Annotated in this window: 15 protein-coding genes; 13 read left to right on the plus strand and 2 right to left on the minus strand. The window is 66.8% G+C overall.

Translation table 11 applies throughout. From position 1 onward, the window contains the following. Positions 1-37 precede the first annotated feature (37 nt). The 8 genes from ACXI0U_RS17425 (at position 38) to ACXI0U_RS17460 (ending at position 8,037) form a co-directional block, all read left to right on the plus strand. Complete coding sequence (locus ACXI0U_RS17425; RefSeq protein ID WP_021219445.1) at positions 38-2,740, plus strand: [protein-PII] uridylyltransferase; 2,703 nt, start codon at positions 38-40, stop codon at positions 2,738-2,740. Positions 2,741-2,780: 40 nt separating this feature from the next. Beyond that, positions 2,781-3,974 carry a succinyldiaminopimelate transaminase gene (dapC, locus tag ACXI0U_RS17430; RefSeq protein WP_479550608.1) on the plus strand — a complete coding sequence of 398 codons (1,194 nt, stop codon included), beginning with the start codon at positions 2,781-2,783 and terminating at the stop codon, positions 3,972-3,974. A gap of 161 nt (positions 3,975-4,135) precedes the next feature. Further along, positions 4,136-4,522: a hypothetical protein gene (locus tag ACXI0U_RS17435; protein WP_431482551.1), complete on the plus strand. Its 387-nt coding sequence runs from the start codon at positions 4,136-4,138 to the stop codon at positions 4,520-4,522. Between the two features lie 9 nt (positions 4,523-4,531). Then, the gene (locus ACXI0U_RS17440; RefSeq protein WP_043243670.1) at positions 4,532-4,753 is read left to right on the plus strand and encodes a hypothetical protein; all 222 of its coding nucleotides are present in this window, start codon (positions 4,532-4,534) and stop codon (positions 4,751-4,753) included. 117 nt (positions 4,754-4,870) lie between these two features. Next, complete coding sequence (locus ACXI0U_RS17445) at positions 4,871-5,218, plus strand: ArsC family reductase (protein ID WP_431482552.1); 348 nt, start codon at positions 4,871-4,873, stop codon at positions 5,216-5,218. Between the two features lie 78 nt (positions 5,219-5,296). Further along, positions 5,297-6,331, plus strand: a complete 1,035-nt coding sequence (gene dapD, locus ACXI0U_RS17450) for a 2,3,4,5-tetrahydropyridine-2,6-dicarboxylate N-succinyltransferase (protein ID WP_021219450.1) — start codon at positions 5,297-5,299, stop codon at positions 6,329-6,331. A gap of 102 nt (positions 6,332-6,433) precedes the next feature. Further along, a complete protein-coding gene (locus ACXI0U_RS17455; RefSeq protein WP_479550609.1) occupies positions 6,434-7,636 on the plus strand; it encodes an aminotransferase class V-fold PLP-dependent enzyme in 1,203 nt (400 codons plus the stop codon). Beyond that, positions 7,633-8,037, plus strand: a complete 405-nt coding sequence (locus tag ACXI0U_RS17460) for a SufE family protein (protein WP_316926704.1) — start codon at positions 7,633-7,635, stop codon at positions 8,035-8,037. Before ACXI0U_RS17455 ends, ACXI0U_RS17460 begins: the two co-directional genes overlap by 4 nt. Before the next feature lie 133 nt (positions 8,038-8,170). On the opposite strand, the gene tcdA is transcribed toward ACXI0U_RS17460, so the two are convergent. Continuing rightward, the gene (gene tcdA, locus ACXI0U_RS17465) at positions 8,171-8,974 is read right to left on the minus strand and encodes a tRNA cyclic N6-threonylcarbamoyladenosine(37) synthase TcdA (protein WP_479550610.1); all 804 of its coding nucleotides are present in this window, start codon (positions 8,972-8,974) and stop codon (positions 8,171-8,173) included. A gap of 153 nt (positions 8,975-9,127) precedes the next feature. Here tcdA and ACXI0U_RS17470 point away from each other — a divergent pair, with 153 nt between their 5' ends. The 5 genes from ACXI0U_RS17470 to ACXI0U_RS17490 all read left to right on the plus strand — a co-directional run bounded on the left by ACXI0U_RS17470 (position 9,128) and on the right by ACXI0U_RS17490 (position 15,511). Next, positions 9,128-10,276, plus strand: a complete 1,149-nt coding sequence (locus tag ACXI0U_RS17470) for an iron-containing alcohol dehydrogenase (RefSeq protein ID WP_043244056.1) — start codon at positions 9,128-9,130, stop codon at positions 10,274-10,276. Between the two features lie 221 nt (positions 10,277-10,497). Further along, the gene (locus tag ACXI0U_RS17475; RefSeq protein WP_021219455.1) at positions 10,498-13,089 is read left to right on the plus strand and encodes a glycosyltransferase; all 2,592 of its coding nucleotides are present in this window, start codon (positions 10,498-10,500) and stop codon (positions 13,087-13,089) included. Between the two features lie 94 nt (positions 13,090-13,183). After that, entirely contained in the window at positions 13,184-14,323 is a 1,140-nt protein-coding gene (dapE, locus tag ACXI0U_RS17480) for a succinyl-diaminopimelate desuccinylase (protein ID WP_271658809.1), read from the plus strand. A gap of 2 nt (positions 14,324-14,325) precedes the next feature. Beyond that, positions 14,326-15,129, plus strand: a complete 804-nt coding sequence (locus tag ACXI0U_RS17485) for a putative RNA methyltransferase (protein WP_374978758.1) — start codon at positions 14,326-14,328, stop codon at positions 15,127-15,129. 10 nt (positions 15,130-15,139) lie between these two features. Further along, positions 15,140-15,511, plus strand: coding sequence for a hypothetical protein (locus ACXI0U_RS17490; protein ID WP_021219458.1), 372 nt, complete (start codon positions 15,140-15,142; stop codon positions 15,509-15,511). A 67-nt stretch (positions 15,512-15,578) separates the two neighbouring features. On the opposite strand, the gene ACXI0U_RS17495 is transcribed toward ACXI0U_RS17490, so the two are convergent. Further along, positions 15,579-15,788, minus strand: coding sequence for a cold-shock protein (locus ACXI0U_RS17495; protein WP_021219459.1), 210 nt, complete (start codon positions 15,786-15,788; stop codon positions 15,579-15,581). Between the last annotated feature and the right edge of the window lie 209 nt (positions 15,789-15,997).

Raw genomic sequence — 15,997 nt, forward strand, 5'->3', positions numbered from 1 at the left:
TCCTGACCCCGCCCCACAGCTATAAGGAAGGCGACCGATGCCGCAGGTGGATCCCGAACTGTTCGACCGCGGCCAGTTCCAGGCCGAGCTGGCGCTGAAATCCAGCCCCATCGCCGCCTTCAAGAAGGCCATCCGCCAGGCGAAGGAGGTGCTCGACACCCGCTTCGCCAATGGCCGCGACATCCGCCGCCTGGTGGAAGACCGCGCCTGGTTCGTCGACCAACTCCTGCGCGCCGCCTGGGAGCGCTTCGACTGGAGCGAAGACGCCGACATCGCCCTGCTGGCGGTCGGCGGCTACGGCCGGGGCGAGCTGCACCCCTATTCCGACATCGACTTGCTGATCCTCCTGGACAGCGCCGACCACGAGACCTTCCGCGAATCCATCGAAGGCTTCCTCACCCTGCTCTGGGACATCGGCCTGGAAGTCGGGCAGAGCGTGCGCTCGGTGGACGAGTGCGCCGACGAGGCCCGTGCCGACCTGACGGTGGTCACCAACCTGATGGAAAGCCGCACCATCGCCGGCCCGGAAAGCCTGCGCAGGCGCATGCAGGACGTCACCAGCCCCGAGCGCATGTGGCCGAGCAAGGACTTCTTCCTCGCCAAGCGCCAGGAGCAGAAGGCCCGCCACGCCAAGTACAACGACACCGAATACAACCTCGAGCCCAACGTGAAGGGCTCGCCCGGGGGCCTGCGCGACATCCAGACCATCCTCTGGGTCGCCCGCCGCCAGTTCGGCAGCCTCAACCTGCACGCCCTGGTAAAGGAAGGCTTCCTCGTGGAAAGCGAATGCAGCATGCTCGCCTCCAGCCAGGAGTTTCTCTGGAAGGTGCGCTACGCCCTGCACATGCTCGCCGGCCGCGCCGAGGACCGCCTGCTGTTCGACCACCAGCGCAAGCTGGCCGGGCTGCTGGGCTTCCAGGGCGACGATGCCAAGCAGGCCATCGAACACTTCATGCAGAAGTACTACCGCGTGGTGATGGGCGTCGCCGAGCTCAGCGACCTGATCAACCAGCACTTCGAGGAAGTCATCCTGCGCAGCGCCGAGTCGTCGCCCGCGCAGCCGCTCAACAGCCGCTTCCAGCTGCGTGACCGCTACATCGAAGTCACCCACCCCAACGTCTTCAAGCGCACCCCCTTCGCCCTGCTGGAAATCTTCGTGCTGATGGCCCAGCACCCCGAGATCAAGGGCGTGCGTGCCGACACCATCCGCCTGCTGCGCGACAGCCGCCACCTGATCGACGACGACTTCCGCAGCGACATCCGCAACACCAGCCTGTTCATCGAGCTGTTCAAGTCGTCCCAGGGCATCCACCGCAACCTGCGGCGGATGAACCGCTACGGCATCCTCGGCCGCTACCTGCCCGAGTTCGGCCACATCATCGGGCAGATGCAGCACGACCTGTTCCACATCTACACGGTCGACGCCCACACGCTCAACCTGATCAAGCACCTGCGCAAGCTCAAGTGGCCCGAACTGGCGGAGAAGTTCCCGCTCGCCAGCAAGGTCATCGACAAGCTGCCCAAGCCCGAGCTGATCTATATCGCCGGTCTCTACCACGACATCGGCAAGGGCCGTGGCGGCGACCATTCCGAGCTCGGCGCCGTCGACGCCGAAGCCTTCTGCGCCCGGCACCAGTTGCCGGCCTGGGACTCGCGCCTGGTCACCTGGCTGGTGCAGAACCACCTGGTCATGTCCACCACCGCGCAGCGCAAGGACCTCTCCGACCCGCAGGTGATCTTCGACTTCGCCCAGTTGGTCGGCGACCAGACCCACCTCGACTACCTCTACGTACTCACCGTGGCCGACATCAACGCCACCAACCCGAGCCTGTGGAACTCCTGGCGCGCCAGCCTGCTGCGCCAGCTCTACACCGAAACCAAGCGCGCCCTGCGCCGCGGCCTGGAAAACCCGCTGGACCGCGAAGAGCAGATCCGCCAGACCCAGACCGCCGCCATCGACATCCTCGTGCGCAACGGCATCGACCAGGACGACGCCGAGCAACTCTGGTCCCAGCTCGGCGACGACTACTTCCTGCGCCACACCGCCAACGACGTGGCCTGGCACACCGAAGCCATCCTCCAGCACCCGGCCGGCAACGACCCGCTGGTGCTGATCAAGGAAACCGCCCAGCGCGAGTTCGAGGGCGCCACCCAGATATTCATCTACGCCCCGGACCAGCACGACTTCTTCGCCGTGACCGTGGCCGCGATGAGCCAGCTCAACCTCAATATCCACGACGCACGGATCATCACCTCCACCAGCCAGTTCACCCTCGACACCTACATCGTGCTCGACACCGCTGGTGGCTCCATCGGCGACAACCCGGCGCGGGTGAAGGAAATCCGCGAGGGCCTGATCGAGGCGCTGAAGAACCCCGACGAGTACCCGGCGATCATCCAGCGCCGCGTACCGCGCCAGCTCAAGCACTTCGCTTTCCCGCCCCAGGTGACCATCTCCAACGACGCCCAGCGCCCGGTGACCGTGCTCGAACTGATCGCCCCCGACCGCCCCGGCCTGCTGGCGCGCATCGGGCGCATCTTCCTCGACTTCGACCTGTCGCTGCAGAACGCCAAGATCGCCACCCTCGGCGAGCGGGTGGAAGACGTATTCTTCGTCACCGACGCCGACAACCAGCCGCTGGCCGACCCAGAGCTGTGCCGGCGCCTGCAGGCCGCCATCGTCTCGCAGCTCTCCGAAGCCAACGCCCAGGGCGTGGACCCGAATCGCATCAGTATCTGAGCGCGCCTGTGCAGCCGCTCGCAGTAGCCAGGAACAACGAATGAACGACGCGCTGAACCACCTGCAGCCCTACCCCTTCGAAAAGCTCCGCGCCCTGCTCGGCGGCGTGCAGCCCGCCGACAAGAAGGCCATCGCCCTGTCCATCGGCGAGCCCAAGCACCGCTCGCCGGACTTCGTCGCCAAGGCCCTGGCCGATAGCCTCGAGCAGATGGCCGTATACCCCACAACCCTCGGCATCCCGGCCCTGCGTGAAACCATCGCCGCCTGGTGCGAGCGCCGTTTCAAGGTGCCCACCGGCTGGCTCGACGCCGCCCGCCACGTGCTGCCGGTCAACGGCACCCGCGAGGCGCTGTTCGCCTTCACCCAGACCGTGGTCAACCGCACCGACAACGGCCTGGTGGTCAGCCCGAACCCCTTCTACCAGATCTATGAAGGCGCAGCCCTGCTCGCCGGCGCCGAGCCGCACTACCTGCCCTGCCTGGCGGAGAACGGCTTCAACCCCGACTTCGACGCCGTACCGGCCGAGGTCTGGCAGCGCTGCCAGATCCTCTTCCTCTGCTCCCCGGGCAACCCCACCGGCGCCCTGGTGCCGGTCGAACAACTGAAGAAGCTGATCGCCCTGGCCGACGAATACGATTTCGTCATCGCCGCCGACGAGTGCTACAGCGAGCTGTACTTCGACGAAGCCAACCCGCCTGCCGGCCTGCTCAGCGCCTGCGCCGAACTGGGCCGCAGCGACTTCGCCCGCTGCGTGGTGTTCCACAGCCTGTCCAAGCGCTCCAACCTGCCGGGCCTGCGCTCCGGTTTCGTCGCCGGTGATGCCAGCATCCTCAAGGCCTTCCTGCTCTATCGCACCTACCACGGCTGCGCCATGCCCGTGCAGACCCAGCTGGCCAGCATCGCCGCCTGGAACGACGAAGCCCACGTGCGCGCCAACCGCGACCTGTACCGCGAGAAGTACGACGCCGTGCTCGACATCCTCGGTGGCGTACTCGACGTGCAACGCCCGGACGGTGGCTTCTACCTCTGGGCGAAAACCCCGGTGGACGACCAGACCTTCACCCGCGAGCTCTTCGTCCGCGAGCACGTCACCGTGGTGCCCGGCTCCTACCTCTCCCGCGAGGTGGACGGCTTCAACCCCGGCGCCGGCCGCGTGCGCATAGCCCTGGTAGCACCGCTCGCCGAGTGCATCGAAGCCGCCGAGCGCATCCGCGACTTCGTCCGCAGCCTCTGATCCGACTGCCCGGTCAGCGAACGGGCAGGTGTCACAAAGCCGAACATCCAGGCTTGCCCCTTGGCGCAGGGGCCCTGAAAATCCGGCCTCTCATCCAGGGAAGGATGAGCTCGCAGACCCCGGTTGGACCGGGGCCGGCCATCCATGGAGCAGGAGTCAGGATGAAAGTCTTCGAAGTGACCATCACCATCGGCGGCGCGGTCGGCCACGTCATCGTCGGCGGCGGCGTGTTCAACGCCGAAGTGCGCGACACCAGCAACGGCCGCACCTCTCTCTACACCATCTACATGGCCGGCATCGGTGTAGGTCTTCCCGCATTCCGCGCCACATCCCGCACCTTCCGCTTCAGCGACGATGCCGCCAAGTCCTCCGACAGCTTCGAGGGCTACGGCTACATGGGCGGCGTCTCCGTGGAAGCCGGTGCTGGCGTCAAGATCGGCGGTGGCATCAAGATCCCCAATGGCCCGATGATCCCCACCAGCGTCTCGACCGACTACGGCGGCGTCGATATCAGCGTGTCCCACAACGTCACGCGCTGGGCACTCTAGGAGTTTCGAATGGACAGCACACTCCGCCTGGCAATCGGCATCCTCCTGCTCGCCGTCGCGCTCTATCTGCTACTCGCCCCGGGCAAGGTGTCCACTGCCCTGGCGCGCTTCTATGGCCGCTACCCCCTGGTGCGCCTGGCCCCCGAGCGCCAGCTCCAATCGGCGCCGACACTCGTGCGCGCCCTCGGCGCGGTCGTCGCTGTGCTCGGCCTCGCTGTGTTCTTCCTCTGACGGCACGGTGCGCCGCGCAGGCGCCCCACCGGACAATCCCGCGTGGCATAATCGCCGACCGACGTCGCGCGCCCATGGCTGCGCGCCCCCTTGGTTCACGTGATTCCGAGCTGCCCCATGACCATCACCCTCTACGGCATCAAGGCCTGCGACACCATGAAGAAGGCCCGCACCTGGCTCGACGAGCAGGGCGTGAGCTATGCCTTCCACGACTACAAGGCTTCCGCCATCGACCGCGCCAATCTGCAGAAATGGTGTGCCGAACATGGCTGGGAAACCGTCCTCAACCGTGCCGGCACCACCTTCCGCAAACTCGACGAAGCGCAGAAGGCCGATCTCGACCAGGCCAAGGCCATCGAACTGATGCTGGCCCAGCCGTCGATGATCAAGCGACCGGTACTCGACCTGGGCACCCGCACCCTGGTCGGCTTCAAGCCCGAGCTCTACGCCGCCGCCTTCAAGTGACCGCACACCGTCTCGGCACCGCCCGGCAAGCCATCGACCGGGCCGCCTGATCCAACCTATTCAGAACGAGGAATCACCATGTCCACCCAACTCTTCAGCGTCGCTTTCGGCGTCGGCACCCAGAACCGCCAGGGCAACTGGCTGGAAGTCTTCTACGCCCAGCCCCTGCTCAAGCCCAGCGCCCAGCTGGTCGAGGCCATCACCCCGATCCTTGGCTACAGCGCCGGCAACCAGGCCATCGCCTTCAGCAATGCCCAGGCCGCTGACCTGGCCTCCGCGCTCAAGGAAATCGACCCGGCCCAGTCCGCCCTGCTGACCCGCCTGGCCGAAAGCCAGAAGCCGCTGGTCGCCACCCTGCTGGCCGAAGACGCCGCCCTGACCTCCACCCCGGAGGCCTACCTCAAGCTGCACCTGCTGTCCCACCGCCTGGCCAAGCCCCACGGCCTGAACCTGACCGGCATCTTCCCGCTGCTGCCGAACGTCGCCTGGACTAGCCACGGCGCCGTCGACCTCACCGAACTGGCCGAACGCCAGCTGGAAGCGCGCCTGAAGGGCGAGCTGCTGGAAGTCTTCTCCGTGGACAAGTTCCCCAAGATGACCGACTACGTGGTCCCCGCCGGCGTGCGCATCGCCGACAGCGCCCGCGTGCGCCTGGGCGCCTATGTGGGTGAAGGCACCACCGTGATGCACGAAGGCTTCATCAACTTCAACGCCGGCACCGAAGGCCCGGGCATGATCGAAGGCCGCGTCTCCGCTGGCGTCTTCGTCGGCAAGGGCTCCGACCTGGGCGGCGGCTGCTCCACCATGGGCACCCTCTCCGGTGGCGGCAACATCGTCATCGCCGTGGGCGAAGGCTGCCTGATCGGCGCCAACGCCGGCATCGGCATCCCCCTGGGCGACCGCAACATCGTCGAAGCCGGCCTGTACATCACCGCCGGCACCAAGGTCGCCCTGCTGGACGACCAGAACGCCCTGGTGAAAGTGGTCAAGGCCCGCGACCTGGCCGGCCAGCCCGACCTGCTGTTCCGCCGCAACTCGCAGAACGGCGCCGTCGAGTGCAAGACCAACAAGACGGCTATCGAGCTGAACGAAGCCCTTCACGCGCATAATTAAAAAGACAGCTTGAAGTCGAAAGCCAGAAGCCGGAAGTGACCTCGAGTACTTCCGGCTTCCAGCTTCTGGCTTCCAGCACTTTCCGGTCTCAGGCTCATCGCTATGCTTCTGTCCCCCTGGCGCTCCGACTTCCCCGCCCTTTCGGCCCTCGACGCCGAGGGGCAGACCTACCTGGACAGCGCCGCCACCTCGCAGAAGCCCCAGGCGGTGCTCGATGCCCTGCTCGGCTACTACGCCAGCGGCGCGGCCAATGTGCACCGTGCCCAGCACCTGCCGGGCGAGCGGGCGACCCGGGCTTTCGAAGGCAGCCGGACGCGTGTCGCCCACTGGCTGAATGCCGCCCACCCGGCGCAGATCGTCTTCACCCGGGGCGCCACCGAAGCCTTCAACCTGCTGGCCTATGGGCTGGAGCGGCAGTTCGCGCCCGGTGATCGCATCGTCATCAGCGCCCTGGAACACCACGCCAACCTGCTGCCCTGGCAGCAACTGGCACGCCGCCGCCAGCTCGAACTGGTGGTGCTGCCGCTGGATGCACGGGGCGATATCGACCTCGACCAGGCCCGCCAGCTGATCGATTCGCGTACCCGCCTGCTCGCCGTCAGCCAGCTGTCCAATGTGCTCGGCCGCTGGCAGCCCCTCGCCGAGCTGCTGGCCATGGCCCGCCAGCAGGGCGCGCTGACCGTGGTGGATGGCGCCCAGGGCGTGGTCCACGGCCGTCATGACGTACAGGCCCTGGGTTGCGACTTCTATGTGTTCTCCGGGCACAAGCTCTACGGCCCGGAAGGCGTCGGCGTGCTCTATGGCAAGGCCGATGCCCTGGCCCGCCTGGACCACTGGCAGTTCGGCGGCGAGATGGTGCACCGCGCCGACTACCAGGACGCCGACTTCCACAGCGCGCCCCTGGGCTTCGAGGCCGGCACCCCGGCCATCGCCCCGGTGATCGGGCTCGGCGCCGCGCTGGATTACCTCGGCAGCCTCGATGCCGCCGCCGTCACCGCCCACGAGACCGTGCTCCACGCCAAGCTGCTGGCCGGCCTCGCCGCCCGCGACGGTGTGCGCCTGGTGGGCGAACCCCGGGTGGCACTGGCCTGCTTCGGCGTCGAAGGCGTGCACAACGCCGACCTCGCCCACCTGCTCACCGAACAGGGCATCGCCGTGCGTGCCGGGCACCACTGCGCCATGCCGCTGTACAAGGGGCTCGGCCTCAGTGGCGCGATCCGTGTCTCCCTCGGCCTCTACAACGACAGCGCCGACCTGGAGCGCTTCTTCGTTGCCCTGGACAAGGCCCTGGAGCTGCTGCGATGAACCTGCCACCCGCCGCCTCCGAGGCCCTCGCAGCCTTCACCGGCGCCGGCAGTTGGGAACAGCGTGCACGCCTGCTGATGCAATGGGGCGAGCGCCTGGAACCCCTGGCAGACGAAGAACGCAGCGACGCCAACCGTGTGCATGGCTGCGAAAGCCAGGTCTGGCTGGTCAGTGAAATGAAGGATGGCCAGCGCCACTTCCGCGCCGCCAGCGACGCCCGGCTGATCCGCGGCCTGCTGGCCGTGCTTCTGGTGCGCGTCCAGGGCCTGCCGCCAGAGGAGCTGGCCGCCCTCGACCTCGCCGACTGGTTCACCCAGCTCGGCCTCGGCCGCCAGCTCTCCCCGTCCCGCAGCAACGGCCTCAACGCCGTGCTCGAACAGATACGCAAGACCGCTAGGTAGGTCGGGTGCAACCCGACACAAGGCCGCTACAGCCGGCGGGTTTCACCCGCCCTACGGCCAAGGGCTCATGCGAGTCATCAGCATCCTTGGGTAGGCGCGAATTCATTCGCGATGAGATTCCCGAAACAACCCTCTAACCGGCAGCCCGCTCCGACGGCCGCCGCGCACCGGCCACCAGCTTGTCCACGGTCTTGGCCGCAGCGGCCATGCCGAAGCTGGCGGTCACCATCATCACCGCGCCGAAGCCGCCGGCGCAGTCCAGCTTCACGCCCTCACCGACGAAGCTCTTCTGCTGGCACACCGAGCCATCGGGCTTGGGGTAGCGCAGCTGCTCGGTGGAAAACACGCAGGGCACGCTGTAGGTGCGCCCCGCCGTGCGGGAGAAGTTGTAGTCGCGGCGCAGCATGGAGCGCACCTTGGCCGCCAGCGGGTCGTTGAAGGTCTTGTTCAGGTCGGTGACCTGGATCTGCGTCGGGTCCACCTGGCCGCCGGCGCCGCCGGTGGTGACGATCTGGATCTTGCGGCGCTTGCACCAGGCGATCAGCGCCGCCTTGGCCGCCACGCTGTCGATGCAGTCGATCACCGCATCCAGCTCGGGGGTGATGTACTCGGCCATGGTCTCGCGGGTGACGAAGTCGGCCACCGCATGCACCACGCAAGCCGGGTTGATGGCGCGAATGCGCTCGGCCATCACCTCCACCTTGGCACGCCCCACGGCACCGGTGATGGCGTGCACCTGGCGGTTGGTGTTGGTGATGCAGACATCGTCCAGGTCGAACAGGGAAATCTCACCAACGCCGGATCGCGCCAGCGCCTCGGCCGCCCAGGAGCCGACGCCGCCGATGCCCACCACCGCCACGTGCGCCGCCTGCAGGCGCGCGGCGCCCTCCAGGCCATAAAGGCGGGCGATGCCACCGAAACGTTCGTCTGTACTCATGCCTAGCTCCCAACTCGCCAGCCACCTGGCCGGGCGCGCATTATAGGAAGCGTCGACCGCCATCCCAAGCCCGACACCGCTGAATGGTGGGCCATAGATCGGCCCGCTGCCCGCCAGCGCTATAGTCGGCCGATAACAACAAGGGAGCCCAGCATGCGCAACTTCACCTTCTATAACCCCACCCGCATTCATTTCGGCGAAGGCCAGATCGACAAGCTGGCCCGTGAGATTCCCGCCGGCAGCCGGGTGCTGGTCACCCACGGCGGCGGTAGCATCTTCCAGAACGGCGTCTGGCAGCAGGTGGAACAGGCCCTGGCCGGTTATGCGCTGACCCGCTTCGCCGGCATCGAGGCCAACCCGCAATTCGACACCCTGGTAAAAGCCACGGAACTGGCGCGCCGCGAAGGCTGCGACTTCATCCTCGCCGTTGGCGGCGGCTCGGTGATCGACGGCAGCAAGTTCATCGCCGCGGCCCTGTGCCATGACGGCGACCCGCTGGACCTGCTCACCGGCACCCGGGCCAAGGCGGCCGTGCCCATGGGCTGCGTGCTGACCCTCGCCGCAACCGGCTCGGAGAGCAACCCCCACGGCGTGGTCACCCATGTGACGCGCCAGGAGAAACTGCCCTTCTCCAGCCCCTTGCTGTACCCGCGCTTCGCCATCCTCGACCCGCGCACCACCTTCAGCCTGCCGGCGCGGCAGATCGGCAATGGCGTGGTCGACGCCTTCGTCCACACCCTGGAGCAGTACCTCACCTACCCCGCCGATGCGCCGCTGCAGGACCGCCAGGCCGAAGGCCTGCTGCTCACCCTTATAGAGGAAGGCCCCAAGGCCCTGGCCAACCCCGAGGACTATGCCGTGCGCGCCAACCTCATGTGGTGCGCCACCCAGGCCCTCAACGGCCTGCTCGGCTGCGGCGTGCCGCAGGACTGGGCGACCCACATGATCGGCCACGAGCTCACCGCCCTCTATCACCTCGACCATGCCCAGACCCTGGCCGTGGTGCTGCCGGCGCTGCTGGCCGAGCGCCGCGAACCCAAGCGCGCCAAGCTGGCCCAGTACGCCGAGCGGGTCTGGGGCCTGACAGGGGACGAAGACACCCGGATCGACGGCGCCATCGCCGCCACCCGCGACTTCTTCGAAGCCATGGGCGTGCCCACCCGCCTCGCCGACCACGGCCTGGACGCGGAAGCCATCCCCCAGGTGCTGGCCCAGCTGGAGCGCCACGGCATGACGGCCCTCAGCGAGCGTCGCGACCTCGACCTGGAAGCCAGCGAGCGCATCCTTCTGCGTGCCCTGTAATCCCCTTCGTACCGGGCCTGACACAACGCCAGCAGCGGGCCCGGGAAATCGCCGCGAACTTCTCCGCAACCCCAGGGACAAAGCCTGTGTGCAATGGCCGGCAGGCACGGCTATCGTTCGTACAGAATCTATACAGTCGCCGGACGCCGGAGTAGCATGCGCGCCGACCAGCGCTCGCTGGCGCTATCTCCCCGTTCCACGCTTCGGAACCTGAAATCCCTATGCCATCGCGTAAATTTGGACTCAACCTGGTGGTCTTCGTGGCGGTCGCCGCGTTGTTCACCGGAATCTGGGCGCTCTACAACCGTCCCGTCAGTGCCCCGGACTGGCCCGAGCAGATCTCCGGCTACTCCTACTCGCCGTTCCGTGTGGACCAGAACCCCCAGCAGGACCGCTACCCCACCGACGAGCAGATCCGTGAAGACCTCGAGCTGCTGAGCAAGCAGACCGACAACATCCGCACCTACTCGGTGGACGGCACCCTCGCCGACATCCCCCGCATCGCCGAGGAATTCGGCCTGCGCGTGACCCTCGGCATCTGGATCAGCCCGGACGAAGCGCGCAACGAGCGCGAGATCACCAAGGCCATCGAGATCGCCAACAACTCGCGCAGCGTCGTGCGCGTAGTGGTCGGCAACGAAGCGTTGTTCCGCCGCGAGATCAGCCGCAAGGACCTCTCCGTCTACCTCGACCGCGTCCGCGCGGCCGTGAAGGTGCCGGTGACCACCTCCGAGCAGTGGCACATCTGGCTGAAGTACCCGGAGCTGGCCAACCACGTCGACCTGGTCGCCGCCCACGTCCTGCCCTACTGGGAATTCATCCCCATGGAGGACTCCACCCAGTTCGTGCTGGAGCGCGCCAAGGACCTGAAGAAGGCCTTCCCGAAGAAGCCGCTGCTGCTCTCCGAAGTGGGCTGGCCGAGCAACGGCCGCATGCGCGGCGGCGCCGACGCCTCCCAGGCCGACCAGGCCATCTACCTGCGCACCCTGGTCAACGCCCTCAACGCCCAGGGCTACAACTACTTCGTGATCGAAGCCTTCGACCAGCCGTGGAAGGCCAGTGACGAAGGCTCGGTGGGCGCCTACTGGGGCGTCTACAACCTGGAGCGCCAGCCCAAGTTCAACTTCGAAGGCCCGGTGATCGCCATCCCGCAATGGCGCATGCTCGCCGTCGCCTCGGTGGTCATGGCCCTGCTGGCCCTGGCCCTGATGCTCATCGACGGCAGCGCCCTGCGTCAGCGCGGCCGCACCTTCCTCACCTTCGTCGCCTTCGCCGGTGGCTCGGTGCTGGTGTGGATCGCCTACGACTACAGCCAGCAATACAGCACCTGGTTCAGCCTCACCGTCGGCGTGCTCCTGGGCGTCGGTGCCCTGGGCGTGTTCATCGTCCTGCTCACCGAGGCCCATGAACTGGCCGAGGCGGTCTGGGTACGCTCCCGTCGCCGGCCGTTCCTGCCGGTGATCGGCGACTCGCCCTACCGGCCCAAGGTGTCGATCCACGTGCCCTGCTACAACGAGCCGCCGGAGATGGTCAAACAGACCCTCGACGCCCTCGCCGCGCTGGATTATCCAGACTACGAAGTCATCATCATCGACAACAACACCAAGGACCCGGCCGTCTGGGAACCGGTGCAGGCGTACTGCGAGCAGCTCGGTCCGCGCTTCCGCTTCTTCCACGTCGCCCCGCTCGCCGGCTTCAAGGGCGGCGCGCTGAACTACATCCTGCCGCACACCGCGCCCGACGCCGAAGTCGTGGCGGTGATCGACTCCGACTACTGCGTGAACCCCAACTGGCTCAAGCACATGGTCCCGCACTTCGCCGACCCATCGATCGCCGTGGTGCAGTCGCCGCAGGACTACCGCGACGGCAAGGAAAACACCTTCAAGAAGCTCTGCTACGCCGAGTACAAGGGCTTCTTCCACATCGGCATGGTGACCCGCAACGACCGCAACGCGATCATCCAGCACGGCACCATGACCATGATCCGCCGCACCGTGATGGACGAGCTGCAATGGGCCGACTGGACCATCTGCGAAGACGCCGAGCTCGGCCTGCGCGTGTTCGAAAAAGGCTATGCCGCCGCCTACGCCCATGACAGCTTCGGCCAGGGCCTGATGCCGGACACCTTTATCGACTACAAGAAGCAGCGCTTCCGCTGGGCCTATGGCGCCATCCAGATCATGAAGGGCCACGCCCGCAGCCTGTTCCTGGGCAAGGATTCCGAGCTCAAGCGTGGCCAGCGCTACCACTTCATCGCCGGCTGGCTGCCGTGGATCGCCGACGGCCTGAACATCTTCTTCACCATCGGTGCGCTGCTCTGGTCGGCCGCGATGATCATCGTGCCGCAACGGGTCGACCCGCCGCTGCTGATCTTCGCCATCCCGCCGCTGGCACTGTTCTTCTTCAAGGTGGCGAAGATCGTGTTCCTCTACCAGCGCGCCGTCGGCGTCAACCTGAAGGACGCGTTCTGCGCTGCGGTAGCGGGCCTGGCCCTGTCGCACACCATCGCCAAGGCGGTGCTGTACGGCTTCTTCACCACCAGCATCCCGTTCTTCCGCACGCCGAAGATGCGCAGCAACCACGGCCTGATGATGGCCCTGGCGGAAGCCCGCGAAGAAGTCTTCGTGATGCTCCTGCTGTGGGGCGCCGCCATCGGCATCGGCATCGTCCAGGGCCTGCCCAGCGCCGACGTGAAGTTCTGGGTGGCCATGCTGCTGGTGCAGTCGCTGCCCTACCTCGCCGCGCTGATCATGGCGCTGCTCTCTTCGGCACCCAAGCCGCTGGAACAGCCCCATCCGGAAGCCACGGCCTGACCCGTAGCGAGTGACCTAAACGGCGGCCAATGGCCGCCGTTTATGTTTTAAGATGTCGTCCTTTTCACGCCTTGCCGCCTTACCGGAGCCCTGCATGACCGCCCTCTCCCCCACCCTCGAGCTCGCCTGCGACCTCATCCGCCGCCCCTCGGTCACGCCGGTCGACGAAGGCTGCCAGGAGCTGATGATGCGCCGCCTGGAAGCGCTCGGCTTCCGCATCGAACGCATGCGCATCGAGGACGTGGAGAACTTCTGGGCCATCCGTGGCGGTGAAGGCCCCGTGCTGTGCTTCGCCGGGCATACCGACGTGGTGCCCACCGGCCCGCTGCAGGCCTGGCAGCACCAGCCCTTCGACGCCAAGATCGACGAGCAGGGCATGCTCTGCGGCCGTGGCGCCGCCGACATGAAAGGCAGCCTGGCGTCGATGATCATCGCCGTCGAGCGCTTCGTCGCCGAACACCCGCAGCACCGGGGCGCCATCGCCTTCCTCATCACCAGCGACGAAGAAGGCCCCGCCCACCATGGCACCAAGGCCGTGGTCGAGCGCCTGGCCGCCCGTGGCGAACGCCTGGACTGGTGCATCGTCGGCGAGCCCTCCAGCACCACACTGGTAGGTGACGTGGTGAAGAACGGCCGCCGTGGCTCCCTTGGCGCCACCCTCACCGTGCGCGGCATTCAGGGCCACGTGGCCTACCCGCACCTGGCGAAGAACCCGATCCACCTCGCCGCCCCGGCCCTGGCGGAACTCGCCGCCGAGCATTGGGACGACGGCAACGCCTTCTTCCCGCCCACCAGCTTCCAGGTCTCCAACCTCAACTCCGGCACCGGCGCCACCAACGTGATCCCGGGTGAGCTGGTGGCGGTGTTCAACTTCCGCTTCTCCACCGAATCCACGGTCGAAGGCCTGCAGCAGCGGGTCAATGCCATCCTCGACAAGCACGGCCTCGACTACCACGTGGAATGGGCCCTGTCCGGCCTGCCGTTCCTCACCGAGCCGGGCGAGCTGCTCGACGCCGTGGCCGCCAGCATCAAGGCCGTCACCGGTCGCGAGACCACCCCGTCCACCAGCGGTGGCACCTCCGATGGCCGCTTCATCGCCACCATGGGCACCCAGGTGGTCGAGCTCGGCCCGGTCAACGCCACCATCCACCAGGTCAACGAGCGCGTGCTGGCCAGCGACCTCGACCTGCTGACCGAGATCTACCAGCAGACCCTCGTGCGGCTGCTGGCCTGATCATGCTCACCTGCCCCATCTGCCAGGCGCCGCTGTCCCTCGTGGACAACGGCGTCGCCTGCCCGGCCAACCACCGGTTCGACCGCGCCCGCCAGGGCTACCTGAACCTGCTGCCGGTGCAGCACAAGAACAGCCGCGACCCCGGTGACAACGCCGCCATGGTCGAGGCCCGCCGACGCTTCCTCGAAGGCGACCACTACGCGCCGCTGGCCGCCCGCCTGGCGCAGCTGGCCGCCGAGCGCAGCCCCGCGCGCTGGCTGGATATCGGCTGCGGTGAGGGCTACTACACGACGCAGATCGCCGATGCGCTGCCCGACGCCGACGGCTACGGCCTGGACATCTCCCGCGAAGCGGTGAAGCGTGCCTGCCGCCGCGCCCCCGGCCTGACCTGGCTGGTGGCGAGCATGGCCCGCGTGCCCCTGGCGGACGCCAGCTGCCAGCTCCTGGCCAGCGTCTTCAGCCCGCTGGACTGGCAGGAGGCCCGCCGCCTGCTCACCCCCGGCGGTGGCCTGCTGCGCATGGGCCCGACCCGCGGCCACCTGATGCAGCTGCGCGAGCGCCTGTATGACGAGGTGCGCGACTACGACGACGAGAAGCACCTGACACTGATCCCCGAGGGCATGAAGCTGGAACACAGCGAAACCCTCGAATTCGACCTGCAGCTGGCCAGCAGCGAAGCCCGTGCCGACCTTCTGGCCATGACGCCCCACGGCTGGCGCGCCAGCGCCGAACGCCGTGCCGCCGTGATCAAAGACGCCTTCGAAGTGACGGTCTCCATACGCTACGATTGGATCGTCAGAAACTAGGACCCCCGCCATGCGCCAACCCGATATCGAGATCTACCTGAAGGACGCCGACCAGGACGCCGTTTCCGCCTGGCTGGCGCAGGCCTTGGGCGACTGCTCGCCCTGGCAGCAGAAGGGCCAGACCTTCAAATGCAACGCCGGCGGCATCCCCGTGACCTGGCTGCCGCGCGCGGTGGGCAAATGGCACAGCCTGCTGCTGGAGAGCGATGCGACGCCCTGGGAGGACGACCTCTCCTGCGCACTGGCCGCGTTCGCCGCGCTGGGCGTGGAAATCCGTTGCGCACCGGGTGGCTGGCAGGAAGAAGAAGGCGAGGACGATGCGGACCGCTGGATCAGGGTCAACGCCCAAGGCAGCAGCGAGATCGTCTGGCGCACCGACTGAGTGCAGCCGCGAGTGGTGTTGCAGAAAACAAAAGGCCCGTCATCGACGGGCCTTTTGCTTGGAGTCGTCAGACTCTGGAGACGTCTTCCGCCTGCAGGCCTTTCTGTCCCTGGATCACCGCGAATTCCACTTTCTGGCCTTCGACCAGGGAACGATGCCCATCGCCGCGGATAGCACGGTAGTGAACGAAGACATCCGGACCGCTTTCGCGCTGAATGAATCCATAGCCTTTAGCGTCATTGAACCACTTGACGGTTCCGACCTCACGATCAGCCATTACTACTCTCTCCAAACTCGCAATTTTATTGTGTTGCCCCTTATTCAAGAGGCTTAGACGGTTGGGCAAGGACGTTCTTCTTTTTATAGCCGACCGCAGTCCAGAGAGGCGTGGGCGGGTATTCCGAATAGCGTTCTTTTAACCACCGCGACCGGAGTATACGACAGGAAATGCTACAGAAAAGCACTTTTTTAGAATGCCGTGAAACC

It is taken from the genome of Pseudomonas sp. C9D1, assembly GCF_056491235.1.

Coding starts and splice junctions, on each gene's coding strand:
- ACXI0U_RS17460 (WP_316926704.1), top strand. CDS start 7,633: ATGAACCTGCCACCCGCCGCCTCCGAGGCCCTCGCAGCCTTCACCGGC.
- ACXI0U_RS17455 (WP_479550609.1), top strand. CDS start 6,434: ATGCTTCTGTCCCCCTGGCGCTCCGACTTCCCCGCCCTTTCGGCCCTC.
- ACXI0U_RS17425 (WP_021219445.1), top strand. CDS start 38: ATGCCGCAGGTGGATCCCGAACTGTTCGACCGCGGCCAGTTCCAGGCC.
- dapC (WP_479550608.1), top strand. CDS start 2,781: ATGAACGACGCGCTGAACCACCTGCAGCCCTACCCCTTCGAAAAGCTC.
- tcdA (WP_479550610.1), bottom strand. CDS start 8,974: ATGAGTACAGACGAACGTTTCGGTGGCATCGCCCGCCTTTATGGCCTG.
- dapE (WP_271658809.1), top strand. CDS start 13,184: ATGACCGCCCTCTCCCCCACCCTCGAGCTCGCCTGCGACCTCATCCGC.
- ACXI0U_RS17445 (WP_431482552.1), top strand. CDS start 4,871: ATGACCATCACCCTCTACGGCATCAAGGCCTGCGACACCATGAAGAAG.
- ACXI0U_RS17490 (WP_021219458.1), top strand. CDS start 15,140: ATGCGCCAACCCGATATCGAGATCTACCTGAAGGACGCCGACCAGGAC.
- ACXI0U_RS17470 (WP_043244056.1), top strand. CDS start 9,128: ATGCGCAACTTCACCTTCTATAACCCCACCCGCATTCATTTCGGCGAA.
- ACXI0U_RS17485 (WP_374978758.1), top strand. CDS start 14,326: ATGCTCACCTGCCCCATCTGCCAGGCGCCGCTGTCCCTCGTGGACAAC.
- ACXI0U_RS17435 (WP_431482551.1), top strand. CDS start 4,136: ATGAAAGTCTTCGAAGTGACCATCACCATCGGCGGCGCGGTCGGCCAC.
- ACXI0U_RS17475 (WP_021219455.1), top strand. CDS start 10,498: ATGCCATCGCGTAAATTTGGACTCAACCTGGTGGTCTTCGTGGCGGTC.
- ACXI0U_RS17495 (WP_021219459.1), bottom strand. CDS start 15,788: ATGGCTGATCGTGAGGTCGGAACCGTCAAGTGGTTCAATGACGCTAAA.
- ACXI0U_RS17440 (WP_043243670.1), top strand. CDS start 4,532: ATGGACAGCACACTCCGCCTGGCAATCGGCATCCTCCTGCTCGCCGTC.
- dapD (WP_021219450.1), top strand. CDS start 5,297: ATGTCCACCCAACTCTTCAGCGTCGCTTTCGGCGTCGGCACCCAGAAC.